Annotated in this window: 27 protein-coding genes; 15 read left to right on the plus strand and 12 right to left on the minus strand. The window is 70.3% G+C overall.

The features are described 5' to 3' along the window. Nucleotides 1–53 precede the first annotated feature (53 nt). The 4 genes from P0084_RS03420 to P0084_RS03435 all read left to right on the plus strand — a co-directional run bounded on the left by P0084_RS03420 (nt 54) and on the right by P0084_RS03435 (nt 2,668). A complete protein-coding gene (locus P0084_RS03420; protein WP_308915404.1) occupies nt 54–734 on the plus strand; it encodes a cell division ATP-binding protein FtsE in 681 nt (226 codons plus the stop codon). After that, nucleotides 731–1,636, plus strand: a complete 906-nt coding sequence (locus P0084_RS03425; protein ID WP_308915405.1) for a cell division protein FtsX — start codon at nt 731–733, stop codon at nt 1,634–1,636. The genes P0084_RS03420 and P0084_RS03425 overlap by 4 nt, the downstream gene beginning before the upstream one ends. A gap of 15 nt (nt 1,637–1,651) precedes the next feature. Beyond that, on the plus strand, nt 1,652–2,422 hold the full coding sequence (locus P0084_RS03430; RefSeq protein WP_308915406.1) for a lysophospholipid acyltransferase family protein: 771 nt from the start codon (nt 1,652–1,654) through the stop codon (nt 2,420–2,422). 78 nt (nt 2,423–2,500) lie between these two features. Beyond that, the gene (locus P0084_RS03435; RefSeq protein ID WP_308915407.1) at nt 2,501–2,668 is read left to right on the plus strand and encodes a hypothetical protein; all 168 of its coding nucleotides are present in this window, start codon (nt 2,501–2,503) and stop codon (nt 2,666–2,668) included. A 78-nt stretch (nt 2,669–2,746) separates the two neighbouring features. On the opposite strand, the gene P0084_RS03440 is transcribed toward P0084_RS03435, so the two are convergent. The 5 genes from P0084_RS03440 to P0084_RS03460 all read right to left on the minus strand — a co-directional run bounded on the left by P0084_RS03440 (nt 2,747) and on the right by P0084_RS03460 (nt 8,202). Next, nucleotides 2,747–3,547 (minus strand): trypsin-like serine peptidase, encoded by an 801-nt coding sequence (locus P0084_RS03440; protein WP_308915408.1) that lies wholly within the window; start codon nt 3,545–3,547, stop codon nt 2,747–2,749. A gap of 98 nt (nt 3,548–3,645) precedes the next feature. Next, nucleotides 3,646–5,055, minus strand: coding sequence for a glycolate oxidase subunit GlcF (glcF, locus tag P0084_RS03445; RefSeq protein WP_308915409.1), 1,410 nt, complete (start codon nt 5,053–5,055; stop codon nt 3,646–3,648). A gap of 153 nt (nt 5,056–5,208) precedes the next feature. Continuing rightward, nucleotides 5,209–6,282, minus strand: coding sequence for an FAD-binding protein (locus P0084_RS03450; protein ID WP_308915561.1), 1,074 nt, complete (start codon nt 6,280–6,282; stop codon nt 5,209–5,211). Between the two features lie 40 nt (nt 6,283–6,322). Then, entirely contained in the window at nt 6,323–6,508 is a 186-nt protein-coding gene (locus tag P0084_RS03455; protein ID WP_308915410.1) for a hypothetical protein, read from the minus strand. 254 nt (nt 6,509–6,762) lie between these two features. After that, nucleotides 6,763–8,202 carry an FAD-linked oxidase C-terminal domain-containing protein gene (locus tag P0084_RS03460; protein ID WP_308915411.1) on the minus strand — a complete coding sequence of 480 codons (1,440 nt, stop codon included), beginning with the start codon at nt 8,200–8,202 and terminating at the stop codon, nt 6,763–6,765. Between the two features lie 87 nt (nt 8,203–8,289). On the opposite strand from P0084_RS03460, the gene P0084_RS03465 reads away from it, so the two are divergent. The 3 genes from P0084_RS03465 to P0084_RS03475 are packed head-to-tail and all read left to right on the plus strand — an operon-like array spanning nt 8,290 to nt 9,827. Next, a complete protein-coding gene (locus tag P0084_RS03465) occupies nt 8,290–8,979 on the plus strand; it encodes a DUF599 domain-containing protein (RefSeq protein WP_308915412.1) in 690 nt (229 codons plus the stop codon). A 32-nt stretch (nt 8,980–9,011) separates the two neighbouring features. Then, nucleotides 9,012–9,425, plus strand: a complete 414-nt coding sequence (locus P0084_RS03470) for a CopD family protein (protein ID WP_308915413.1) — start codon at nt 9,012–9,014, stop codon at nt 9,423–9,425. Between the two features lie 48 nt (nt 9,426–9,473). Then, on the plus strand, nt 9,474–9,827 hold the full coding sequence (locus P0084_RS03475) for a hypothetical protein (RefSeq protein ID WP_308915414.1): 354 nt from the start codon (nt 9,474–9,476) through the stop codon (nt 9,825–9,827). Between the two features lie 7 nt (nt 9,828–9,834). Here the strand turns inward: P0084_RS03475 and P0084_RS03480 are convergent, their stop codons facing one another. Beyond that, nucleotides 9,835–10,554 carry a CDP-alcohol phosphatidyltransferase family protein gene (locus P0084_RS03480; protein ID WP_308915415.1) on the minus strand — a complete coding sequence of 240 codons (720 nt, stop codon included), beginning with the start codon at nt 10,552–10,554 and terminating at the stop codon, nt 9,835–9,837. 82 nt (nt 10,555–10,636) lie between these two features. Further along, a complete protein-coding gene (locus P0084_RS03485) occupies nt 10,637–11,218 on the minus strand; it encodes a cytochrome P460 family protein (RefSeq protein WP_308915416.1) in 582 nt (193 codons plus the stop codon). Between the two features lie 153 nt (nt 11,219–11,371). Between P0084_RS03485 and P0084_RS03490 the strand changes: the two genes are divergently transcribed. From P0084_RS03490 to P0084_RS03500, 3 genes are read left to right on the plus strand one after another with little or no spacing between them, the layout of a single operon-like run. Further along, nucleotides 11,372–12,562: an aspartate aminotransferase family protein gene (locus tag P0084_RS03490; RefSeq protein ID WP_308915562.1), complete on the plus strand. Its 1,191-nt coding sequence runs from the start codon at nt 11,372–11,374 to the stop codon at nt 12,560–12,562. Then, nucleotides 12,559–13,485 (plus strand): ornithine carbamoyltransferase, encoded by a 927-nt coding sequence (argF, locus tag P0084_RS03495; protein ID WP_308915417.1) that lies wholly within the window; start codon nt 12,559–12,561, stop codon nt 13,483–13,485. The genes P0084_RS03490 and argF overlap by 4 nt, the downstream gene beginning before the upstream one ends. Next, nucleotides 13,478–14,377 carry a DMT family transporter gene (locus tag P0084_RS03500; protein ID WP_308915418.1) on the plus strand — a complete coding sequence of 300 codons (900 nt, stop codon included), beginning with the start codon at nt 13,478–13,480 and terminating at the stop codon, nt 14,375–14,377. The genes argF and P0084_RS03500 overlap by 8 nt, the downstream gene beginning before the upstream one ends. 15 nt (nt 14,378–14,392) lie before the next feature. Here the strand turns inward: P0084_RS03500 and P0084_RS03505 are convergent, their stop codons facing one another. Beyond that, on the minus strand, nt 14,393–15,220 hold the full coding sequence (locus P0084_RS03505) for an ABC transporter permease (RefSeq protein WP_308915419.1): 828 nt from the start codon (nt 15,218–15,220) through the stop codon (nt 14,393–14,395). Between the two features lie 129 nt (nt 15,221–15,349). Between P0084_RS03505 and P0084_RS03510 the strand changes: the two genes are divergently transcribed. Both P0084_RS03510 and P0084_RS03515 read left to right on the plus strand, forming a co-directional pair. Beyond that, the gene (locus P0084_RS03510) at nt 15,350–16,003 is read left to right on the plus strand and encodes a GcrA family cell cycle regulator (RefSeq protein WP_308915420.1); all 654 of its coding nucleotides are present in this window, start codon (nt 15,350–15,352) and stop codon (nt 16,001–16,003) included. 61 nt (nt 16,004–16,064) lie between these two features. Next, complete coding sequence (locus P0084_RS03515) at nt 16,065–16,589, plus strand: GAF domain-containing protein (protein WP_308915421.1); 525 nt, start codon at nt 16,065–16,067, stop codon at nt 16,587–16,589. Between the two features lie 15 nt (nt 16,590–16,604). On the opposite strand, the gene P0084_RS03520 is transcribed toward P0084_RS03515, so the two are convergent. The 3 genes from P0084_RS03520 to P0084_RS03530 are packed head-to-tail and all read right to left on the minus strand — an operon-like array spanning nt 16,605 to nt 18,688. Then, nucleotides 16,605–17,240 carry a class I SAM-dependent methyltransferase gene (locus P0084_RS03520; RefSeq protein WP_308915422.1) on the minus strand — a complete coding sequence of 212 codons (636 nt, stop codon included), beginning with the start codon at nt 17,238–17,240 and terminating at the stop codon, nt 16,605–16,607. A 7-nt stretch (nt 17,241–17,247) separates the two neighbouring features. Next, nucleotides 17,248–17,985 (minus strand): CDP-diacylglycerol--serine O-phosphatidyltransferase, encoded by a 738-nt coding sequence (gene pssA, locus P0084_RS03525; protein WP_308915423.1) that lies wholly within the window; start codon nt 17,983–17,985, stop codon nt 17,248–17,250. Nucleotides 17,986–17,992: 7 nt separating this feature from the next. Next, nucleotides 17,993–18,688 (minus strand): phosphatidylserine decarboxylase, encoded by a 696-nt coding sequence (locus P0084_RS03530; protein WP_308915424.1) that lies wholly within the window; start codon nt 18,686–18,688, stop codon nt 17,993–17,995. A gap of 709 nt (nt 18,689–19,397) precedes the next feature. Here P0084_RS03530 and rimO point away from each other — a divergent pair. The 3 genes from rimO to P0084_RS03545 are packed head-to-tail and all read left to right on the plus strand — an operon-like array spanning nt 19,398 to nt 21,633. Next, nucleotides 19,398–20,759, plus strand: coding sequence for a 30S ribosomal protein S12 methylthiotransferase RimO (gene rimO / locus P0084_RS03535; protein ID WP_308915425.1), 1,362 nt, complete (start codon nt 19,398–19,400; stop codon nt 20,757–20,759). Nucleotides 20,760–20,791: 32 nt separating this feature from the next. After that, the gene (locus tag P0084_RS03540) at nt 20,792–20,962 is read left to right on the plus strand and encodes a hypothetical protein (RefSeq protein ID WP_308915426.1); all 171 of its coding nucleotides are present in this window, start codon (nt 20,792–20,794) and stop codon (nt 20,960–20,962) included. Further along, entirely contained in the window at nt 20,962–21,633 is a 672-nt protein-coding gene (locus P0084_RS03545; protein WP_308915427.1) for a type II toxin-antitoxin system death-on-curing family toxin, read from the plus strand. Before P0084_RS03540 ends, P0084_RS03545 begins: the two co-directional genes overlap by 1 nt. A 117-nt stretch (nt 21,634–21,750) precedes the next feature. Here P0084_RS03545 and P0084_RS03550 read toward each other — a convergent pair whose 3' ends face one another. Next, complete coding sequence (locus P0084_RS03550) at nt 21,751–22,521, minus strand: CE1 family esterase (protein WP_308915428.1); 771 nt, start codon at nt 22,519–22,521, stop codon at nt 21,751–21,753. Nucleotides 22,522–22,551: the final 30 nt, after the last annotated feature.

The following is a 22,551-nucleotide window of genomic DNA, read 5'->3' on the forward strand; positions in this document are numbered from 1 at the left end:
CCGCAATTGCGACCGGTCCCGCCCGCTGGCATAGGCACGCGCGGGGGTGCGCGATGATCGAGCTTCGGGACGCGGCATACGATTACGGCGGCGGGGGCCTGGCGCTGCGCGGGCTGGACCTGTCGCTGGCGCCCGGCTCGTTCCACTTCCTCACCGGCCCGTCGGGGGCGGGCAAGACCACGCTCCTGAAGCTGCTCTACGGCGAGTTGCGGCCCACGGGCGGGGCGGCGCTCCTGTTCGGGTCCGACACGCGCGCGATGGACCGCGACGGCGTGTCCGACGCGCGCCGCCGCATCGGCGTGGTCCACCAGGACTGCCGGTTCCTGGACCACCTGCCGGTCCACGACAACGTGGCCCTGCCCCTGCGCGTGGCCGGGGGCGACGTCGCGTCCCGCGCGGACGACGTGGCGCAGCTGCTGGGCTGGGTCGGGCTTGGCGCGCGCATGCACGCCCGCCCGCCGGAACTGTCGGGCGGCGAACGCCAGCGCGCCGCCCTGGCCCGCGCGCTGGTCATGGACCCCGACGTGCTGATCGCCGACGAACCCACGGGCAACGTCGACTGGGACATGTCCCAGCGCCTGCTGACCCTGCTGGCGGAGCTGAACCGCATGGGCAAGGCCGTGATCGTGGCCACCCACGACCTGGCCCTGATCCGCGCGGCGAAGGCCCAGGTCGCCGCGCGTGTCCTGCGCCTGTCGGGCGGCGCGCTGTCCGCGGCGGGGGCGGATCTGTGACCCCCCGCGACCGCCTGGCCGCCTGGGCGGAGGCATGGCTGGGCGACCGCGACGCCGACCGCGTCGTGCCGCCCTCCGGGCAGACGGCGTGGCTGACTGTGGCCTCCGCCGGCGCGATGGCGTTTCTGGCCGTCTTCGCCCTGGCCCTCGCCTTCGCGGCGGGCACCCTGGCCGACCGCTGGTCGCAGGGGCTGTCGGACGCGCTGACGCTGCGGATGCCAACGGACGCCACCGACGCGCAGGTGGACGCGGCACTGACGATCCTGCGGACCACGCCCGGCGTGGCGGGCGCCACCGTGCTGGACGACGCGGCACAGGCCGCGCTGCTGGCGCCCTGGCTGGGCGACGGGGTGCCGGTGGACGACCTGCCGCTGCCCCGCCTGATCGACGTGGCCCTGGGCGATCCCGGCCCCGACGTCGAGGGCCTGCGTCTGCGCCTGGCGGGCGAGGCGCCGCGCGCCGTGCTGGACGACCACGGCCGCTGGCGCGCGCCCCTGGTGGACGCCGCCGCCCGCCTGCGCCTGCTGAGCTGGGCCACGCTCGGGCTGATCGCCGGCGTGACGGCGGCCATCGTCACGCTGGCCGCGCAGGCCGCGCTCGCCGCCAACGCGGAGGTCATCCGCGTCCTTCGCCTGATCGGCGCGCGCGACGCCTTCGTAGTGCGCGCCTTCGCCCGCCGCTTCACCCTGCGCGCCCTCGCGGGGGCCGTTCTGGGCACAGGGCTGGGCGCACTGGCGCTGGCGGCCTTGCCCGGCGCGGGCGACAGGATCGGCCTCCTGGCCGGCATCGGCATCCGCGGCGCGCAGTGGACGGCCCTGCCGCTGGTGCCCATACTGGCCGCTGCCGTCGCGGCCCTGGCCACGCGGGGGGCGGCCGCCCGCATGTTGCGCCGCATCGACTGAAGGACGGACCACCCCATGCAGACGATCCGCTCGCTGATCTTCAACACGGCGATGTACCTGTGGATGGCCATCATAGCCGTCGGCTTCGCCCCCTGGGCCCTGGTCTCGGACCGGGGCGCGCGCGCCGCCTGCCGCGCCTATTGCCGCGGCGTGCTGGCGATGATGACCCCCCTGACCGGCATCGCGCCCGACATCCGCGGCACGCCGCCCGCGGGCCAGGTCATCGTCGCGGCCAAGCACCAGTCGTTCTTGGACATCCTGATGCTGTTCGACGCCCTGCCCCACGCCTTCTTCATCATGAAGGACGTCCTGCGCTTCGTTCCGCTGATGGGCACCTACGCGGTCCGCATGGGCTGCATCCCCGTCAAGCGTGGGCGCCGGGCGGAGGCGATAAAGGGAATGCTCGACGACCTGCGCCGCGGCGACCGCGAGCCGGGGCAGCTGGTGATCTATCCCCAGGGCACGCGCACGGCACCCGGCGCGCGCATGCCCTTCAAGGCGGGCATCTTCGCCATCTACGAGCAGACGGGCCAGCCGGTCGTGCCCGCGGCCACCAATGTCGGCCTGTTCTGGCCCCGCGGCGGCATCCGCCGACGCCCCGGCCGCGCGGTGGTCGCGTTCCTGGATCCGATTCCCCCGGGCCTCGACCGCCCCACCTTCATGGCCCGGCTGGAGGAAGCGGTGGAGGGGGCGTCCAACCGCCTGATGGTCGAAGGCGGCTTCCCCGCCGACCGCCTGACCGCGCCCGACCCGGATGCCATCGCCGCGAGGGAGGCCGTGCGCTGACCGGACCTCGCTTGCCGTTCGGGCCACGATAACTATTCTATGATCGAAGGCTTCCGGAACGAAGCGGAGCGACGAGCGATGACCAAGGCGGAACAATCCCTGGCGGACGACAAGATGCGCGCGGAGATCGCGAACCTCGCGGCGCAGACGGCCCGCATCCAGCAGCAGATGCGCTGGCAGATGCCCATGTGGATGATCGGCTTCATCGGGGCCATCGTCGCCATCGTCAACGTCTACGGGAACTGACCCCACCGCACACGCCATGCCCCGAACGAAGGAGCGCCGCCCGTGGCAGCGGGCGGCGCTATCGCGGTCCGGCGCCCGTCAGGGCAATCGACGGACCACGGTCTCGGGGGGCAGGCGGACGGCTCCGTCCGGCGGCCTGACCCGTTTTCCCACCGGCGCCAGCGCGGGCGTCCGGGCGAAGACGTCCAGCAGGGCGTCCAGCTCCCCCTCCATCGCGGCGCCCAGCGCCACGGGCCGGTCGCCCCAGGACGCCTTGGCCGAGATCACGGACACGATGCGCACCTCGCCGTCCACGTCGGCGAAGACCGGCGCGCCGGACGATCCGAAATCGACCGTGCAGTCCAGCACTAGGACGTCCTGGTCGCGCGTCAGCACCGCGCAGCCGTCCTGCCGGGCCGGCGCGTCGGCCCGGTTCCGAGCATAGCTGACGACCTGCACTGCCTGCCCCGCATCGACCTGCGGCGCGGCCCGGAACGGGCGGACGTGACGCAGCCGCACGGGGCGGTCCAGCTCCAGCAGCGCCAGATCCGCGCCGATGGTGGCCAGGGCGTCGGGCTCGTGGCGGTCGTATCCGGGATGGATCACGATGCGCCGCACGCCGCGCCGCGCCTCCGCGCGGCCGTGGCGCAGGCCGACCTGGAACGCGATGTCGCGGGCGACCACGGGGATCCCGCTCGCGGTGTCGAACAGGCAGTGGGCGGCGGTCAGGACGATCTCCTCCGTCACCAGGGCGGCAGTGCAGAAGCCGGCGCGTCCGAAGTCCAGCCGCCCCACCGCCTCCCACCCGCGCGCCTGGTCGGCCGTGCCCAGCGCCTGCAACGGCGCCGTGTCGGCCCAGGCGGCCGCGGCCAGCCAGGACGCGGCCAGCGCGGCGCACATGCGAACGGGATTGCCGGATGGCATCTGTTTCTCACCCCTCGTGGTCGGGTCGCTTCCGGACCCTTGCGCCACAAGTGGGGCGGATTCGGGGCGCGGCGCTAGCGCAATCGCGGAACGGCCCCGCGATCGCCCCCGGTGCGATGCGCCGGGGACACGAGAGCGGGCGGCACCGGCCCGCCCGTGGCCCAGTCCAGCAGCTCGACCGTGTGGACGACCGGCACGCCCGCCGCGGACCCGATCTGCATCATGCAGCCGATGTTGCCGGCGGCGATCACGTCGGGCTCGCGCTCCATCAGCGTGGCGACCTTGCGCGCCTTCAACTGCGCGCTGATCTCGGGCTGCATCAGGTTGTAGGTGCCCGCCGATCCGCAGCACAGATGCGCGTCGCGCGGCTCCGTGATCTCGAACCCCGCGCGCTTCAGCAGGTCCTTGGGATGGGTCTTGATCTTCTGGCCGTGCTGCAGGCTGCACGCGGCGTGATACGCCACGCGGATCGGCCCCGAACCCACATCGTCCGGCACCCGCCCGGTCGGCACGCCCCCCACGCCATCGCGCGCCGGGCGCGGCGCGCGAAGCAGGTCGTGCCCCTCGGGCAGCAGGTCCATCAACACCTCCGACACGTCCTTGGCGATGGCCGACACCTTCGCCGCTTTGTCCGCCATGGCCGGGTCGGCGCGGAACATGTGCCCGTAATCCTTCACCGTGGTTCCGCAACCGGACGTGTTGATGACCACGGCATCCAGCCCGTCGCCATCCATCTCGCGCGACCAGGCTTCAATGTTGGCGGCCGCGAAGCGGTGCGACTCGTCGGTCTTGCCCATGTGGTGCGTCAGCGCCCCGCAGCAGCCCATTCCTTCAGGAATCACCACCTCCGCCCCCAGCCGCGTCAGCAACCGGATGGTCGCGTCGTTGATGTCGGTGTTCAGCGCCTTCTGCGCGCAGCCCGTCATCAGCGCCACGCGCATCTTCCGCTCCGGCACGGCGAAGACCTGCGGGTCGTCGTTCCGGCTGACCGGCGGCACGGTCGCGGGCGCCATCGCCAGCATCGCGCGCAGACGCGCGTCCGGCATGGCCCAGGCGAAGGGCCGCCCGATCTTCGCCCCCAGCAGCGCCAGGCGGAACCGACCCGGATAGGGCAGCACCTTCGACAAGACCCAGCGCAGCGCCCGGTCGGTGAACGGCCGCTTGTACGTCTTCTCGATATGCTCGCGCGCGTGATCGACCAGATGCATGTAATGCACCCCCGACGGACACGTCGTCATGCAGGCCAGGCAGGACAGGCAGCGGTCGATATGCTTGACCGTCTTCTCGTCCGCCGGCCGGTCGTTCTCCAGCATGTCCTTGATCAGGTAGATGCGCCCCCGCGGGCTGTCCAACTCGTCCCCCAGCACCTGATAGGTCGGGCACGTCGCCGTGCAGAACCCGCAATGCACGCAGGCCCGCAGGATCTGGTTCGACCGCGCGGTCTGCGGATCGGCCAGTTGTTCGGGGGTGAAGGTCGTTTGCATCCTAAGCGTCCCTGTCCGTCCAGCCGCCCACACGCCCCCGCCCCGCGCGGGGGCCTCTTTCACCACACTCGCTTCGCGAACGGGCGGAACGCGGTGAATGCAACCAGCCGAGTCCCCCGCGCACGATGGGGGCGTTGACACACCAACCGCCCATCACGCCGCGAACACCCCCCGCGGATCGAACTTCGCCCGGATCCCATCCGTCAGCGCCGCGACGGCCGCCACCTCCGGCACCACGTCCAGCGCCCCCGTGACCCGCGTCGCGTAGCCCGGCACCCCGTCCAACCACGCCCGCAGGTCCGTCCCCGCCGGCACGGCCAGCCAAACCAACCCACCGCCCCAATCCATCAGCGCCGCGTCCAGGCCCACGGCATCTAGCACCCGGACAGCATGGCTGGGACGGCAATGCACCCGCCAGACATCGCGGCCCGATCCGGCCAGCACACGCACGTCGCGGACCGCCGACCAGATCATGGCGCTCTCGCCCGCATCCAGCCGGGCCACGTCGCCATGCCGCGACAGCACCCCGCCCAACTCGCCCGCCCGATAATCGACCGACCCCTCCAACCCTTCCAGCCGGATCCAGGTCGTGCGCCCCGCGACGTCGTGCGCGGCACCCGTCACGTCGAAGGGCGAGCCCAGCGCCGCCGACATCGCGGCCACCGCGTCCGTCGGGTCCAGCCCGTCCAGCCGCAGCGTCGCCTGCGTCGCCGCCGCGGGCAGCACCTTGAACGCCACCTCCGTCAGCACGCCCAAGCTGCCCCGCGACCCGGCCATCAGCTTGACCAGGTCGTAGCCGGTGACGTTCTTCATCACCCGCCCGCCGTTCTTGATCACTTCGCCCGACCCGTCCACGAACCGCACCCCGATCAAGCTGTCGCGGCACGCCCCCGCCTGCACCCGGCGCGGCCCGCTGACGTTCATCGCCACCGCCCCGCCGATCGTCGGCGTCCCATCGGTCCCCAACAACGTCCGATGATCCATCGGCTCGAACGGCAGACGCTGCCCTTCGGCCCGCAGAGCATTCTCCACGACCTCCACCGGCGTGCCCGCCCGTGCCACCAAGGTCAGCGCGCCCGGCTCGTACAGCGTGATGCCCGTCAGCCCGGCAGTCGTCAGCGGCTCGCCCGCGCCCGGCACGTGCCGCGTCCCCCCGCCCCGCAGCGACAGGGGCGCGTTCGCGCCGCGCACGATCTCGGCCAGCTCGGCTTCCGTGGTCGGGGTCAGCATGGCCAAACCTCCCCACAGGATGAGCAGTCAAAAGTTGCTAGGCGGTGCCGGTCAACCGTAGCAGCAGTGTTGCAACGGCCGCTCCCGTGCCCAAGAGCGCCGCGGAGATTACGAGCCAATGCGAACGGATCAATTGGTTCGTGCGCAGAATGTTCAACGTGTCGAGTTCGACCTCGCGGACGAGCTTCTCGTATTCCGACGCGTCCCGGTTCTTGTCGGCCATGAACAGTCCCGTCCTTCCACGCTCCTAAGATAGGCTGCCGGATACCCGATGTCACGGCAGACTGAAGAACAGCGTTACCGCCACCGATAGAAGGGGTCAGCATCGACCGGTCCGATCATCTGACCAATCGCCCCGCCGCGTCGCGCGTCCCGCGGTGCATCCAGCGTATGCACGGGGGGTGTACGGGGGGTGTACGGGGGGTGCATCCCCCCTGAGCCACCGAAAAGGTTTACGTGGTCCGATCGCCCGACCGATCACGCCCGCACGCTCCGCCGCGCTTCGGTCACGTCCAGGGGGAACACCTTCGCCGGGTTCAGCAGCCAGCGGGGGTCGAACACGTCCTTCACCCGCATCTGCGCCTCCAGGTCGACGGGATCGAACTGGTGGTGCATCAGGTCCCGCTTCTCGATCCCGACCCCGTGCTCGCCCGTCAGGCAGCCGCCCACTTCGACGCACAGGCGCAGGATGTCGGCCCCCATGGCCTCGCACTTCTCCAGGTCGCCGGGCTTGTTGGCGTCGAACAGGATCAGGGGGTGCATGTTGCCGTCGCCCGCGTGGAACACGTTGCCCACGTCAAGCCCGTATTCCTTCGACAACTCGCGTATCCCCTTCAGCACGCGGGGCAATTCGCTGACGGGGATCGTGCCGTCCAGGCACATGTAGTCGTTGATCTGCCCCATCGCGCCGAAGGCCGACTTGCGCCCCAGCCAGATGGCCGCCGATTCCTCCGCCGAGTTGGACCGCCGCACCTCCACCGGATCGTGTCGCCTGGCGATGGCCTCGATAGCGGTCAGCTGCTCGTCGATCTCCGCCTCGGATCCCTCGACCTCCACGATCAGCAGCGCCTCCACGTCGGGGTATCCGGCATGGGCGAAGTCCTCCGTCGCGCGGATCACGGGGCGGTCCATGAACTCGATCGCCACGGGCAGGATGCCCGCCTTGATGATGTCCGACACGCACTGCCCCGCCGTCTCGTTGTCGTCATAGGCGATCAGCACGGGCCGCGCCCCTTCGGGCTTGGGCAGGATGCGCAGCGTCGCCTCCGTGACGATGCCCAGCTGCCCCTCGGATCCGCACACGAGGCCCAGCAGATCCAGACCGGGCGCGTCCATGTGCGCGCCGCCGATCTCGACCACCGTGCCGTCCATCCGCACCAGGGTCACGCCCAACAGGTTGTTGGTCGTCACCCCGTATTTCAGGCAATGCGCCCCGCCCGAGTTCATGGCGATGTTGCCCGCGATGGCGCAGGCCAGCTGCGACGACGGGTCGGGGGCGTAGAACCAACCGTCGCCCTCGACCTCGCCGGTGACGGACAGGTTCGTCCGGCCCGTCTGCACCCGGATGATCCGGTCGACATGGGACACTTCCAGCGTCTCGGTCATGCGCGCCACGCCCAGGATCACCGCATCGCCCGTGGGCAGCGACCCGCCCGCCAGCGACGTCCCCGCACCCCGCGGGATCAGAGGGATCTCCAGGTCGTGGCAGATGCGCGCGACCGCCGAGACCTCCCGCGTGGACCGCGGCAGCACCGCGACCAGCGGCGGACAGCGATACGCCGTCAGCGCGTCGCATTCGTACGCCTTCAGCTCGGCGGGGGCGTCGATCACCGCGTCGGCGGGCAACGCTTCCCTCAACCGCCGCACCAGCGTATCCTTGCGGGCCAGACGGAACGGGTCGGCCTTCGGCATCTCCATGGCGGACGTCTCCCCTCGGTGGAATTGGTCAGATAAGTATACCAATTTCCCCGCCCGGCAAAGCCTTCCCCGAGGACAATTCGCCCCATGCTCCCCGACCTCCTCTCCAACTTCACCCCCCTCGATGCCTTAGCCATTGTATTCCTTACGTTTTCATGGTTCGGCGCGGGCTGGATCATCGAACACCCCCCCATGTCCAGGCCGTCCGTGTCGCATCTGATGATCCGCTATCGCCACGATTGGATGGCCCAGATGCAGCGGCGGGAGGTGCGGATCTTCGACGCCTCCATCCTGGCCTCGCTGCGCCAGGGGACGACCTTCATGGCGTCGGGCGCGATGCTCGCGGTGGGGGGCGTCCTGGCCTTGGCCGGCAACGCGGAACCCCTGATCGCCATCGTCCGCGGCATCGGCGCCCTGCCCCATCCGACGCTGTTCTGGCAGGCCAAGCTCGCCGTGGTCGCGGCCTTCCTCGTCCATGCGCTGTTCAAGTTCATATGGTCGATGCGGCTGTTCGGCTATTGCGCGGTGATGATGTCCGCAGTCCCGAACGACCCGGCCCATCCCGACGGCCCCCGCCGCGCCGAGCAGGCGGCGGAGATCAATCAGCGGGCCGCGACCAACTACAACAAGGGCCTGCGCTCGATCTACTTCGCCTTCGCGGCGCTGGCCTGGATCGCTGGCGCCGCGGCGCTTCTGGGCGCCACCGCGATCGTGCTGTGGACCGTGCTGTCGCGCGAGTTCGCGTCGGGCTCCCGCGACGTCCTGTCCCGGGATTGACGCCGTCCGCCCGGGGGGCCAGCACCGCGTGCATGGAATGGGTCAAGATCGTCCACCTGCTCTGCGTCTTCGGCTGGATGACGTCCGTCTTCGCCGTGCCCCGCGCCCTGATCTACTGGCGACGGGACTGGAACGCGACGGGCGTGGCCGCGTCGCCCCTGGGGGATCTGACGTTCCGCCTGTACCGCTTCTCGGCCGGGCTGGCGGTCATCGGGGTGGTCCTGGGCCTGTGGCTCGCGCACGATTGGGGCTGGCCCGCCTGGACGCATCTGAAGACGGCCCTCGTCGCCCTCCTGGCCGGTCACTACGCATGGACGGGCCGCCTGGTGGCGCAGGCCAGGCGCGGCACGTTCGAGCGGTCCGACCGCTGGCTCCGCGTGTTCAACGAGGCCAGCGTCGTGGTCTTCCTGGCGATCCTGTGGGCGGTCGTGGTCAAGCCGTTTTGACCGGCACGTGATTGGACAGGGACCGCCCGGTCGTGCGAGCACCATGGAATGCGTGCTGTGCTCACCTTCATCGTGCTCTCGACACCGCTGACCGCTCTCGCGGATGCCCCGGTCGTGGAAGGCGTCGACCTGCGGCGCGATGGCGAAACGTGGACGATCTCGGTCACGGTCAGTCACCCCGACACGGGCTGGGACCATTACGCCGACGGATGGGTCGTGCTGGCCCCCGACGGGTCGGAACTCGGGTACCGGACGCTGCATCATCCCCATGTGGAGGAGCAGCCGTTCACGCGGTCCCTGTCCGGCGTGACGATACCCGACGACGTGACGCAGGTGGTCGTCCACGCCGACGACAGCGTGCACGGACGGGGACCGGGCGTGACGGTGGACCTGCCGCGCTGAAGGGGGCTCAGACCCCGCGCTCGCCCCGCATCCGCGCCATGCCCTGCTGCACCAGCCCCGCCAGCAGCAGGTACAGGCTCGCCGCGCCGAACAGCAGCGCCAGGGGACGGGGCAGGCCGAACTCGCCCCAGGCGGCGGCGATGGCCAGGGCCAGCCAGATTCCGGTGACGGCGAGGGTCACGGGCCGCCACTGCACCGTGCGGACCGGATGCACGAAGCGCAGCGGCAAGAACATCGCCACCGAAAGCACGATGCTGACGGCCAGCGTGATCCAGGGGTTCGGCTCGACCACGAAGACCACCAGCGCGACCATGTTCCAGCAGCCGGGAAACCCCTCGAAGCTGGCATCGCCGGTCTTCATCTGGGTGTCGCAGAAGTACAGCGCGCTGGCGAAGGGCACCACGATCAGGATCCCCCACCCCGCCCAGCCCGGCACCAGCCCGGACACGTAGAGCGCGTAGATCGGGATGAACACGTAGGTCAGGTAGTCGATAATCAGGTCCAGCAGCACCCCGTCGAACCGGGCGGCATGGACCTCGACGTCGTAGCGCCGCGCCAGCGGACCGTCGACCCCGTCCACGACCAGCGCGACCAGCAGCCAGACGAACATCCAGGACCAGTTGGATTCCACCGCCGCCAGCAGGGCCAGCATGGCGAAGATGACCCCCGTCGCCGTGAACAGGTGGACCGACAGGGCACGGGTGCGGGCATAGACCGACGGCGGCATGCCACCCCCTCTGCCCGTTGGGTCGGCGGCTGTCGAGGGGGCAGGACGGCGCAAGGGACGGGCCCCGCGCCGCCCGGGCGCGTCAGTCGGCGGAGGCCCGGACCTCCGGCACGGGATACCCCATGCTGTCGCTCGCGTCGTAGCTCGCGTGGCAGTCGTGGCAGAAGTTCTGATTGACCTTCATCGCGCCCCCCGTCGGCTGCACGCCGGAATAGAACCAGTTGTCCGTATCCGGCGCGTCGTCGACCTTCGTCATGATCAGCAGGGGCGCGCGGCGGGCGGCCCCGTCCTTCACGCCGATCATCTCCTTGGCCAGGACCGATCCCACGGGCATCTCGAACGCGCCCTCCTCGAAGCGCAGGTACTGCTCCGCGGCGATCCCGTTCACGAAGGTGTTCAGGAACCGCTCCCCGTGGACGCCCGCCACGGCGGGGCGGGTGCTGGCCTGGGTCCAGTCGCGGTAGGCCATCGCGACGGCCTCGCCCTTCGACTGGTACCCTTCGAGCATGAAGTCGGACATGCAGTCGTAGAGCGCGTCGACCTGAGCGTCGGTCATGTCGTAGCGGTCGTCGGGCAGCGTGCAGGTGGCCTGCGACGCGGCGGGGCCGGCGAGGCACAGCCCGACCGCGACCGCCGCGGCGAAGGGGGTGGCGTTGTGGGTCATGGATCCTCCCTGGTCGATCCGTTCGGTTCCCGACCTCTAAGCACCCCGACCGATCACGCGCACGCCACGACTGCGTGAGTGGTTTCGTTGACTTGCGCACGATTCTGCGCCACCCGGCGGGTCTGCTTCCACCCCAAGGACGGAGTGACGGAGATGATCCCCGCGATCCTGCCCACCTACAACCGCGCGCCCCTGGCCTTCGTGTCCGGCGAAGGGGCCTGGCTGGTGGAACGCGACGGGCGACGCTTCCTCGACATGGGCGCCGGCATCGCCGTGAACGTGCTGGGCCACGCCCATCCTGCGCTGACCGCCGCGCTGACGGCCCAGGCGGGGCAGCTGTGGCACACGTCCAACCTGTACGAGATTCCGCAGCAGCAGGCGCTGGCCGAGCGGCTCGTCGCCGCGACCTTCGCGGACACCTGCTTCTTCACGAACAGCGGCACGGAGGCGTGCGAGCTGGCCGTCAAGATGGCCCGCAAGTATTGGACCGCGAAGGGCCAGCCGGACCGCCACGTGGTCCTGGCCTTCACGGGGTCGTTCCACGGGCGGTCGTCGGCGGGCATCGCCGCGGCCGGATCGAAGAAGATGGTCGACGGCTTCGGCCCGCTCCTGCCCGGCTTCCGGCACCTGCCCTTCGGCGACCACGACGCGTTGCGCGCCGCGATGGCCGAACCGGACGTGGCCGCCGTGATCCTGGAGCCGATACAGGGCGAAGGCGGGATCGTGCTCGTGCCGGACCAGTGCCTGAAGGGGCTGCGCGACCTGTGCGACGAGACGGGCGCCCTGATGATCCTGGACGAGGTGCAGTGCGGCATGGGCCGGACGGGTCGGCTGTTCGCGCACGAATGGGCCGGCGTCGCCCCCGACATCATGATGGTCGCCAAGGGCATCGGCGGCGGCTTCCCGCTGGGCGCGTTGCTGGCGACCGAGGACGCGGCGGGGGCGATGACCGCCGGCACGCATGGGTCCACCTATGGCGGCAACCCCCTGGCCTGCGCCGTCGGCAACGCGGTGATGGAGATCGTGGCCGACGATGCCTTCCTGGCCGACGTCCGGCGCAAGGCCGGCCTCCTGCGGCAGGGTCTGGAAGGGCTGGTGGCGTCCCACCCCGACGTGTTCGAACGCGTCCGGGGCAGCGGCCTGATGCTGGGCCTGCGCTGCCGGGTCCCGGTGCCGGACGTGGTCGCCGCCGCCCACGGTCAGGAGATGTGCATCGTCCCCGCCGCCGACGACACGGTCCGCCTGCTGCCGCCCCTCAACCTGACGGATGACGACATCCGCGAGGCGCTGGCCCGCCTGGACCGCGCGGCCGCCGCCCTGGCGGAACAGGCGGGCGCGGCATGAGCGACTTCCTTGACATCGCCAGCACCGATGCGGACGCGCTGCGGGACATGCTGGCACGGGCCAGCGCCATGAAGGCCGCGCGCGGCGATCGCCCGAAGGGCACGCCCGACGACGAGCAGCCGCTCGCCGGCCGCGTCGTGGCCCTGATCTTCGAGAAGCCCTCGACCCGGACCCGCATCAGCTTCGACGTGGGCGTCCGCCAGATGGGCGGCACGACGATGGTCCTGTCGGGCGCCGACATGCAGCTGGGCCACGGCGAGACGATCGCCGACACCGCCCGCGTGCTGTCGCGCTACGTCGATCTGATCATGATCCGCACCTTCGGCGCCGACATCGTGCAGGAGATGGCGCAGGCGGCCTCCGTGCCCGTGATCAACGGCCTGACGGACAGCTCGCATCCCTGCCAGATCATGGCCGACGTCATGACCTACGAGGAACATCGCGGCCCCATCGCGGGCAAGCGCGTGGCCTGGATGGGCGACGGCAACAACGTCGCGCAGTCGTTCCTGCAGGCGGCCGAACGGTTCGGGTTCGACTTCACCTTCAGCGGACCGGAACAACTGGATCCCGACCCGTCCCTGATGGGAGCGCTTCGGGCATCGGGCCGCGACATGCGGGTGGAGCGCGATCCGGCCAGGGCCGTGGCGGACGCGGACCTGGTCGTGACGGACACCTGGGTCAGCATGGGCGACGCGGAAAGCTCGCGCCAGCGACGCCACAACCTCCTGCGCCCGTACCAGGTGAACGCCGCGCTGATGGCCAATGCCCCCGAGGACGCCATCGTCATGCACTGCCTGCCCGCCCACCGGGGCGAGGAGATATCCGACGACGTCATGGACGGCCCCCGGTCCGTGATCTTCGACGAGGCGGAGAACCGGCTCCACGCGCAGAAGGCCATCATGCGGTGGTGCCTGGGTGTGTGACGCGGCCCTGCCCGCCGGGTCGAACCGGCGGGCGGCCCTGTTCATGGCCGTGTCCACCGCGTTCGTCGCGGCCACCATGCCCCTCGCCAAGGCGCTGGGCACGGACGTGCTGGGCCCGCCGCTGCCGGTGTTCATGGTCACCCTCGGGCGGTTCCTGTTCGCCTGGATCACGATCGCGACGGTCCTGGCCGCCATCCGCCCCCGCCTGGTGCGGCCCGACCTGCCGACCCACGTCATGCGCACCGCCTGCGGGTTCACGGGCGTCACGTTCATGTTCGCCGCCGCCGCCGCCATCCCGCTGGCGGACGCCACCGCGATCAGCTTCGTCAATCCCGTTCTGGCGATGATCCTCGCCATTCCCCTGCTGGGCGAGCGGGTCGGCCCATGGCGCTGGCTGGCAGCGGCGGTCGCGCTGACCGGCGCATTGGTGCTGACCCGTCCCGGCGGCGGGGTGCTGGCGACCGGCGCGCTGTTCGCGCTGGGGGCCGCCGTCGCCTATGCGTTCGAGGTCATCTTCATCAAGCGCCTTTCGGGGGCGGAGCCGCCCGTGCAGCTGCTGTTCGTCAACAACTCGATCGGCCTGTGCCTCGCGCTCGTCGCGGCGGGTCTGGTCTGGCAATCGCCCACGCCCGGGCAATGGACCGCGCTGGCGGCCCTGGGCGTCCTGATGGCCTGCGCGCAGTTCTGCTTCGTGAACGCCATGGCCCGGGCGGAGGCCAGCTTCGTGACGCCCTTCGTGTACCTGACGCTGGTCTTCGCGGGCCTCTACGACGCGGCCCTGTTCGGGGTGGTCCCCGACGCCGTCAGCCTGGGCGGTGCCGGCCTCGTGCTGGCCGGCGCGCTGCTGCTGGCCTGGCGGGAAGGTCGGGCCAAGGCGGTGCTGCGGAGCTGATCCGGCGCGGGGGCGTCAGGACTTCAGCCGGTACCCCGTCCGGAACATCCACCAGGCGAGCGCGCCGATCGCCAGCGTCGATCCCAGCACCACCGCGAAGCCCAGCCAGGGCGAGCTGTCGCTGACGCCCAGCACGGCATGGCGCAGCCCGTCGATCAGGTAGAAGACCGGGTTGACGTGACTGAGGAACCGCATCGCGGGCGGCAGCGTGTCGAGCGAATAGAACGTGCCCGACAGGAACGACAGCGGCACCACGATGAAGTTGGTGATGGCCGCGATCTGGTCGAACTTGTTGGCGAACACCCCCGCCACGATGCCCAGCGCGCCGAGGAACGCGCCGCCCATCACGACCCAGACGAAGGCCATCAGCGGGTTCTGCACGCCTAGGCCGATGAAGGGGAACATCACCAGCATGATGGCCGCCGCCACCACGATCCCCCGCACGATGCCCCCCGCCAGATAGCCCACGACCAACTCGCCCCCGGACAGCGGCGGCATCAGCGTGTCGACGATGTTGCCCTGCACCTTCGAGATGACGATGGACGACGATACGTTGGCGAAGCTGTTCTGGATCACGGTCATCATCAGGATGCCCGGCGCCAGGAAGTGCATGAAGCTGACCCCCATCACGTCGCCCCGCCGCGTTCCCACGGCCAGCGTGAAGATCAAGAGGAACAGGGCCGCCGTCACCAGGGGCGCCAGCAGCGTCTGGGTCCACACCGCCAGGAAGCGCTTGATCTCGCGCTCGGCCAGGGTCCACATCCCCAGCCAGTTGACCGCGCCGAAGCGTCGGACGCCCGGATCGGGACGATGGGGCTGTTGCGTCGCGGCGTCGGTCGGCATGGGGTCGGGGTCCTTCCTGCGGGTGGGGCGGTTGTATCGTCCGCCCGCACGCATACAATAGGGCGCCTGACGGATGAGGGGCGCGGCTCGCGCGCCCGCCCGGATCGGATTGCCTGCACGGAGGTGGGGATGGCCTGGACCGACGACCGCGTCGAGACGCTCAAGCGCATGTGGGGCGAAGGGGCCAGCGCGTCCCAGATCGCCAAGGAGTTGGGCGACGTCACCCGCAACGCCGTGATCGGCAAGGTCCACCGCCTGGGCCTGTCCAACCGCCCCACCCCGGAGGACGCCGCCGCCGCGCCGAAGGCCGCCGCCCCGGAGCCCGAGGCCGCGCCGGAGGTCCAGCAGGCGCCGATCGTCGACAAGGCGCCGCCGGTCATCGAGCCCATCCCGGAGGTGGCCACCCCGGCGGAGGCTGTCGCCCCCGCGCCGGACGAGGACGACGACGACGACGAGCCGCGGACCATGGCCGCCGTGCCCCACGGCGCGACCGTCACGCCCATCCGCAAGCCCCTGATGGCGGGCCAGCCCCTGCCGCCCCAGCCCAGCGCGAACGAGATCAGCCCCGAAGCGCTGGCCAAGGTCAACGCCGTCGAGAAGACCGCGAAAAAGCTTAGGTTGATGGAGTTGACCGAACGGACCTGCAAGTGGCCCATCGGCGATCCCGCGACGCCGAAGTTCTGGTTCTGCGGCCTGCCCGTCCAACAGGGCAAGCCCTATTGCGAGGCGCATGTCAGCGTGGCCTTCCAACCCATGTCGTCGCGGCGCGACCGCCGGCGCTAGGCGCATTAACGAAGGATAGACGATCGGCGTGGCATTGGCGGGTCCTGACAGGGAGACCGCCATGATCCACGATTCCCCCATGACCGCGCGCATGCGGCACATCGCGAACGTCGCGAAGCTGAAGTCGCTGAGCCTGCTGGACACCGAGGCGGAGGATTGCTTCGACGAGGTGGTGGCGGTCGCGTGCAGCTTGTTCGACGTGCCCACCGCGCTCGTCTCGCTGCTCGACATGGATCGACAATGGTTCAAGGCCCGGCAGGGTCTGGACGCGGCGGAAACGCCGCTCGACATCTCGTTCTGCCAGTTCGCGGTCAGGACCAGGGACGTGATGGTCGTGCTGGATGCCACGAAGGACGAGCGGTTCGTCGACAATCCGCTGGTGACGGGGGATCCCCATATCCGGTTCTATGCGGGCGCCCCCCTGACGGTGGGGGGCGGGTTCCGCATCGGCACGCTGTGCCTGATCGACCGGACCGCGCGCAGCGCGTTCCCGCTGGCGGACCGCAACCTCCTGCGCGGGTTGGGTATCATCGTCAGCGAACTGATCGAGGGCCGCGCCGCCCGGATGCAGCTGGACGCGGACTGAACGCCGCCCCTTCCCCTAGCCGGACCCGACGGCGTCGCCGCGGGGGGTCAGGCGAAGGAAGGTGAACAGGCCCAGGGGCGGCAGGGACCGGCGCTCCACCTCCCCGACATGGGGCGACCCGACCACGGTGCCGATGTCGAAATCCGCATGCCACCCCAGGCGATCCGCGAAGGGGGCCAGCAACCGCTCCACCCCGCCGATCACGCCGCCCGTGCCGGCGAAGTGGTTGACGACGACGATCTCGCCGTCGGGACGGCAGACGCGGGCCATCTCGGCCATGACGCGCTCCGGCTCCGGCACGACGGAGATCAGGTACATCGCCACGACCGTGTCGAAGCCGCCATCCGGGAAGTCGAGCGTGCGCGCGTCCATCCGATGCAGCCCGTCCACCGTCGCATCGAGGGTGGGGCCGACCTTCGCCCTCGCCAGGCGAAGCATGTCGTCGCTGAAGTCGATCCCGGTCACGTGGATGCCGGATGTATAATGGCGCAGGGCCAGCCCGGTCCCGACGCCCACCTCCAGCACGCGACCGCCCCTCTCGTTCGCGCGCGCCGTGGCGGCCAGACGACCGGGACGGGTCAGCGCGCCGAAGGTCCGGTCGTAGATGGGTGCCCACTGGCGATAGGTGCGCGAGATGGCGTCGGGATCCATGCGGCGCTCAGACCCCCCGACGCCGGCGCAGCACGTCGCGCGCGGCGCCCCAGGCCAGCAGACCCAGATAGACCACCGTCGCGCCGACGCAGAACAGCCACAGCCGGGTCAGCATCAGCCCGACCACCAGGGCCGCCGCCACGAGGACATAGACGGCGTTCGACCGGCTGATGCGCATGGACTTCAACGACATCGTCCGGAACGGGGCGATCATCAGGACGCCCACGAACACCGTCCACGCCGCGACCGCGATCGGCGCGTCGTGCAGGTCCAGGATGCCGGACAGGAACAGGAAGACCGGGAACAGGGCCAGCATCGCGCCCGCCGGCGCGGGGACGCCGACGAAGTGGGACTTCGTGTCCGCCGACGGGTCCTTGTCCATGACGTTGAACCGCGCCAGCCGCAGGCAGCAGCAGATGGCCAGCGCCAGCGCCGCCAGCCAGCCCAGGCCCGCCAGCCCGTCCAGGCCGAACCGATAGATCAGCAGCGCGGGTGCCACGCCGAAGCACACGAAGTCGGACAGCGAGTCCAGCTCGGCCCCGAAGGGGGACGCCGCGTTGAGCTTGCGCGCGACGAAGCCGTCCATCCCGTCGATCAGCGCCGCCAGCACCAGCAGGCCCGCCGCCAGGGTCAAGGACGCATCCAGGGAGAACCGGATGGAGGTCAGACCGGCCGAAAGGCCCAGGATCGTGACCATGTTGGGGATCAGCGAGATCAGCGGCAGGCGCGCGTCGCGGTCCGTCATGGTCCGTTCATTCCCGACGCGTCGGAACGGCGGTCGCGTCGCCCAGCACGGCCAACACCGTCTCGCCCGCGATGCAGCGCTGGCCGATATCCACCTTCGGCGCCGTTCCGTCGGGCAGATAGGTGTCGAGCCGCGATCCGAAGCGGATGATGCCGAACCGGTCGCCCCGCTCCAGCGCGGCGCCCTCCCGCGTCTCGCACAGGATGCGTCGGGCGACCAATCCGGCGATCTGCACGACGCCCAGCCGCGTGCCGTCCGCCGTGGTCAGGACGATGCCGTTGCGCTCGTTCTCGTCGGACGCCTTGTCCAGCTCGGCCGAAAGGAACTTGCCCGGTCGGTACGCGACCTTGGTCACCTCGCCCGGCACCGGTGCCCGGTTCACGTGGCAGTCGAAGACCGACATGAACACGCTGACCCGCATTCTGGGCTCGTCGCCCAGGCCCAGCTCCGCCGGGGGGACGGCGGGCTCGATCAGGCTGACCTCCCCGTCGGCGGGGCTGACGACCAAGCCGTCCGCCATGGGCACCGTACGGACGGGATCGCGGAAGAAGTAGTAGCACCAGACCGTCAGGATCAGCCCGCCCCAGAACAGCGGCGGCCAAAGGAAGCCCAGGATCACGGACACCGCGAAGAAGGCGCCGACGAACTTCGGGCCTTCCTTGTGCAGCGGCTTGATTACGGTGGATTTCAGATCGACGGCCATTGGGGGGCATCTATGGCAGTGCGTCGGCGCGGTCCAGCGGGTGACTGCCTCGCCCTCGCGCATGTCCCGTGCCCCGGACCCGATCCGGGGCCGCCCCCATCCCACGGAACCGTTCCGCACCCCGGTGCAGGACCGGCGCGCGTGGGCATGGAACGCAGCGCATGGTCAACACCGGCGCAACGTTCGCTGCCCCGTCTGCCCGTCCATACATACGGGGGGGCGAAGGCATGGTCCCGCCGTTCCGCCGGAGGCGGACCGAGATCGATGTCGGCGCCCCTGTGGGGCGACGGGACGGGACGATCCGGGGGATCGTCCCGAATGCCGCAGCGCGGGCCGCGCGAGCGGCCCGCCGGACGCACCCCCCGCACGGAACACCACCGCACGGCAAGACCGACGCAACGCGCGGTGCCCCATCTGCCCGCTCGTCTGTACGGGGGGTGCACGGGGGGTGTACGGGGGGTGCATGTGACAAATCTGCCGAAACGGGATGGCGACGATTCGAACGACCGACGCAACATCGTTGAAATCGCTGGATGAATTACCGCTACGGAAAATGCGACGGATTTCGCGGGCCCCGCCACCCCATGCTCCGCCCTAGAACCCCCCGGCGGCCAGATCGAACCGGCACCCGATGACACGAGAATGATCCCCAAGGTCCCGACACGCTCCGCCCCTTCCGCCTGAGGAGGCGACCCTCTATGTCCCGCGCATGTCCGCAAACCCGCCCGCCTTGCGCCCCGACCTGGCCCCGCGCCCCGTCCTGCCGTTCGACGCCCGTCCGGGCCAGCCGCGCATCGGAATGGTCAGCCTCGGCTGCCCGAAGGCACTGGTCGACAGCGAGCGGATCCTGACCCGACTGCGCGCCGAAGGGTATGCGATCAGCCCCGACTACGCGGGTGCGGACGCGGTGATCGTGAACACCTGCGGGTTCCTCGACAGCGCCAAGGCCGAAAGCCTGGACGCCATCGGCGAGGCCCTGCGGGAGAACGGACGCGTCATCGTCACCGGCTGCCTGGGGGCGGAGGCCGACTACGTCACCGGGGCGCATCCGACCGTGCTGGCGGTGACGGGACCGCATCAGTACGAGCAGGTGCTGGACGCGGTGCACGCCGCCGTGCCGCCCGCCCCGGACCCGTTCGTGGACCTTCTGCCGGCGTCGGGGATCAGCCTGACGCCCCGGCATTACAGCTACCTGAAGATCTCGGAGGGCTGCAATCACGCCTGCCGGTTCTGCATCATCCCCGACATGCGCGGCCGGCTCGTCAGCCGCCCGCACGCCGCGGTGCTTCGGGAAGCGGAGCGCCTGGTGGACGCGGGCGTGCGCGAGCTCCTGGTCATCAGCCAGGACACGTCGGCCTATGGCGTCGACCGCAAGGACCCGCGCGCGATCGTGCCCCTGGCCCGCGACCTGGGATCGCTGGGGGCCTGGGTGCGCCTGCACTACGTCTATCCCTATCCGTTCGTGCGCGACCTGGTCCCCTTGATGGCGGACGGGCTGGTGCTGCCGTATCTGGACGTCCCGTTCCAGCACGCCCACCCGGACACGCTGCGCCGCATGGCCCGGCCCGCGGCGGCCGAACGCACGCTGGACCGGATCGCCGAATGGCGTGCGATCCGTCCAGACATCACCATCCGATCCACCTTCATCGTCGGCTATCCGGGCGAAACGGAGGCCGAGTTCCAGACCCTGCTCGACTGGCTGGACGAGGCGCGGTTGGACCGCGTCGGCGCCTTCCAGTACGAGGACGTCGCCGGCGCGCGCGCCAACGCCCTGCCCGACCACGTCCCCCCGGAGGTGAAACAGGATCGGTTCGAGCGCTTCATGGCGAAGGCCCAGGCCATCAGCGCGGCGAAGCTCGCCGCGAAGGTCGGCACCCGCCTGCCCGTGATCGTGGATGCGGTCGATTCCGACGGCGCGACCTGCCGCACGCAGGCCGACGCGCCCGAGATCGACGGAAACCTGTTCGTAGACGATGGGTTCGAGGGCCTCTCGCCCGGCGACGTCGTGGACGTGACGGTGGACGAGGCATCGGAATACGACTTGTGGGGACGGTTGGACCTAAAGACGTGACTTGTGATCGCTTAGGCCTTATGTGCCCGACCATGACAGAGCAGAAGCCAATCTCTCAGCGGCCGTCCGCGGCCGTCCGCACCCCCGCCGAGTATTCGGGGACGGTGGATCATCGTGCTGCGACGATGGACGAGGTCATGGTCTATCTCCGCGAAACGCAGGCTGAAGTGCAGCCGGTACTGGATTACCTGCGAGACAAGTGATGAAAACGCTTTCCGTGGAGGCGGTGATCGCTCTCCACGATGCCGGCCTCAATCCCGGTGAGTTGCAGGGATTTGCCGGAGATAAGTCGCTGGCATCGGTTCTGGGGCGCGTGGACAATCTTATCGCGTATGGAATGATCGTGGATGGCTACGATTTGGCGGCGGCCTATGCCGCCGCCATTGCACAAGGACACTGCTTCAACGACGGCAACAAGCGGACCGCCTTCCGGGCGATGCATGCGATCCTGCGAATGAACGACGCGGTCACGCCGTCGGGCATCGCCTCCATAGGAGATCGCATCATCCTCATTGCACAGCGCAAGATCGACGAAACGGAGTTCGCCGCCTGGCTGCGGGAGCGGGCGGAACCAAACGGGACCGCCGGTGATTCCCCTTCCGACACGTCGAAGGAGGCAGGAATGGACCGTTCCCCGGAAGACCCGCATCTCGAAGAGGACCGTGCCCGCCTGGCCGAAGCCCAGCGCGCGGAGGCCGCGGCCCCGCATCGCGGCAGCACGCAAGGCACCGTCACGCGCGACCCCGCCCTCGTGGAGGGGTCCGAGACGCCGAAGGTGCGCGACGACCGCGGCACGATCCACGACCGCAACTCCGTGACCTCCGGCACGGAGGTCGAACCCGATCGCGGGGTCCATCCGCCGAAGGGCGAGTGACGCCGTCGCATCGTCGACCGAAGGCCCCCGCCTCGCGCGGGGGTCCGCGTCTTCCGCATTCGGCGTGCGGCGGGATACGGACGGAACTGCCGAAGGCCGTCTAGGCTATTTCAGACCCTACCGTTCCAGGATTTCGCCCAGATGGCGCGCGACCCAGCCCCGGGGGATCAGATGGCTAGCCGCGTGCACGTCCATCGTGACCAGCCCCGCCGCGCAGTCCCATTCGTGGCGGGTATGCGTGAGCCAGGACACGGCCTGCCAGTCGAACCGCCGCGCCTCCGACGGACCGCACCCCATCCGCTCCCGCCATAGGGCGACGGCATGGGTCTCGTCGTCTTCGGGACCACGGGGAAAGGCCAGGACGGCGTCGGTCGTGCCATGCACGTGGCTGACCCGCCCGGGCGGTGGACCGTCGCAATCGGTGTCGGGCGGAAAGGCCCCTGCGATCAACAGCAGGGCGTCGATGTCCGCCCCGCCGTCGCAGGCGAACCGCGCCGCCATCAGCGCCCCCCAACTATAGCCCGACACGATCAGCGTCCCGTCGGTCGGATAGGACGAGGCGACGTCGGCCAGCACGGACGCGGCGAAGACGGTGTCCGGACTGCCCGGGCGCCGAAACGACCACGTCCGGTTCAGCCCGTCGGGCGCGACGAACAGCGCCCCCGCCTCGCGGGCGGCCCCGCCCGTGCGGGAGGATCGAATCGGAACCTCCCCTTGCCGGGCCCAGCCATGGAAGTGCAGGTGGATCGGCAACGGGGTCACGCCGTTCCATCCATCAGGCGGCTGCACGTGATAGCTGCGACCGTCCAGGGCGCATGCGTCCAGACCGGTGCAGGCAGCTGCGGGACACGCGAACAGGATCAGTGCCGTGGTCAGGGATCGGATCACGACCCCTGACCTGCCCCCATCGCCCCGCCC

It is taken from the genome of Jannaschia maritima, assembly GCF_030973515.1.
In the GTDB taxonomy this organism is placed as follows: Bacteria; Pseudomonadota; Alphaproteobacteria; order Rhodobacterales; family Rhodobacteraceae; genus Jannaschia; species Jannaschia maritima.

Coding starts and splice junctions, on each gene's coding strand:
- P0084_RS03420 (WP_308915404.1), top strand. CDS start 54: ATGATCGAGCTTCGGGACGCGGCATACGATTACGGCGGCGGGGGCCTG.
- P0084_RS03430 (WP_308915406.1), top strand. CDS start 1,652: ATGCAGACGATCCGCTCGCTGATCTTCAACACGGCGATGTACCTGTGG.
- P0084_RS03435 (WP_308915407.1), top strand. CDS start 2,501: ATGACCAAGGCGGAACAATCCCTGGCGGACGACAAGATGCGCGCGGAG.
- P0084_RS03440 (WP_308915408.1), bottom strand. CDS start 3,547: ATGTGCGCCGCGCTGGCCGCGTCCTGGCTGGCCGCGGCCGCCTGGGCC.
- glcF (WP_308915409.1), bottom strand. CDS start 5,055: ATGCAAACGACCTTCACCCCCGAACAACTGGCCGATCCGCAGACCGCG.
- P0084_RS03455 (WP_308915410.1), bottom strand. CDS start 6,508: ATGGCCGACAAGAACCGGGACGCGTCGGAATACGAGAAGCTCGTCCGC.
- P0084_RS03460 (WP_308915411.1), bottom strand. CDS start 8,202: ATGGAGATGCCGAAGGCCGACCCGTTCCGTCTGGCCCGCAAGGATACG.
- P0084_RS03465 (WP_308915412.1), top strand. CDS start 8,290: ATGCTCCCCGACCTCCTCTCCAACTTCACCCCCCTCGATGCCTTAGCC.
- P0084_RS03470 (WP_308915413.1), top strand. CDS start 9,012: ATGGAATGGGTCAAGATCGTCCACCTGCTCTGCGTCTTCGGCTGGATG.
- P0084_RS03475 (WP_308915414.1), top strand. CDS start 9,474: ATGCGTGCTGTGCTCACCTTCATCGTGCTCTCGACACCGCTGACCGCT.
- P0084_RS03480 (WP_308915415.1), bottom strand. CDS start 10,554: ATGCCGCCGTCGGTCTATGCCCGCACCCGTGCCCTGTCGGTCCACCTG.
- P0084_RS03485 (WP_308915416.1), bottom strand. CDS start 11,218: ATGACCCACAACGCCACCCCCTTCGCCGCGGCGGTCGCGGTCGGGCTG.
- P0084_RS03490 (WP_308915562.1), top strand. CDS start 11,372: ATGATCCCCGCGATCCTGCCCACCTACAACCGCGCGCCCCTGGCCTTC.
- argF (WP_308915417.1), top strand. CDS start 12,559: ATGAGCGACTTCCTTGACATCGCCAGCACCGATGCGGACGCGCTGCGG.
- P0084_RS03505 (WP_308915419.1), bottom strand. CDS start 15,220: ATGCCGACCGACGCCGCGACGCAACAGCCCCATCGTCCCGATCCGGGC.
- P0084_RS03510 (WP_308915420.1), top strand. CDS start 15,350: ATGGCCTGGACCGACGACCGCGTCGAGACGCTCAAGCGCATGTGGGGC.
- P0084_RS03515 (WP_308915421.1), top strand. CDS start 16,065: ATGATCCACGATTCCCCCATGACCGCGCGCATGCGGCACATCGCGAAC.
- P0084_RS03520 (WP_308915422.1), bottom strand. CDS start 17,240: ATGGATCCCGACGCCATCTCGCGCACCTATCGCCAGTGGGCACCCATC.
- pssA (WP_308915423.1), bottom strand. CDS start 17,985: ATGACGGACCGCGACGCGCGCCTGCCGCTGATCTCGCTGATCCCCAAC.
- P0084_RS03530 (WP_308915424.1), bottom strand. CDS start 18,688: ATGGCCGTCGATCTGAAATCCACCGTAATCAAGCCGCTGCACAAGGAA.
- rimO (WP_308915425.1), top strand. CDS start 19,398: ATGTCCGCAAACCCGCCCGCCTTGCGCCCCGACCTGGCCCCGCGCCCC.
- P0084_RS03540 (WP_308915426.1), top strand. CDS start 20,792: ATGACAGAGCAGAAGCCAATCTCTCAGCGGCCGTCCGCGGCCGTCCGC.
- P0084_RS03545 (WP_308915427.1), top strand. CDS start 20,962: ATGAAAACGCTTTCCGTGGAGGCGGTGATCGCTCTCCACGATGCCGGC.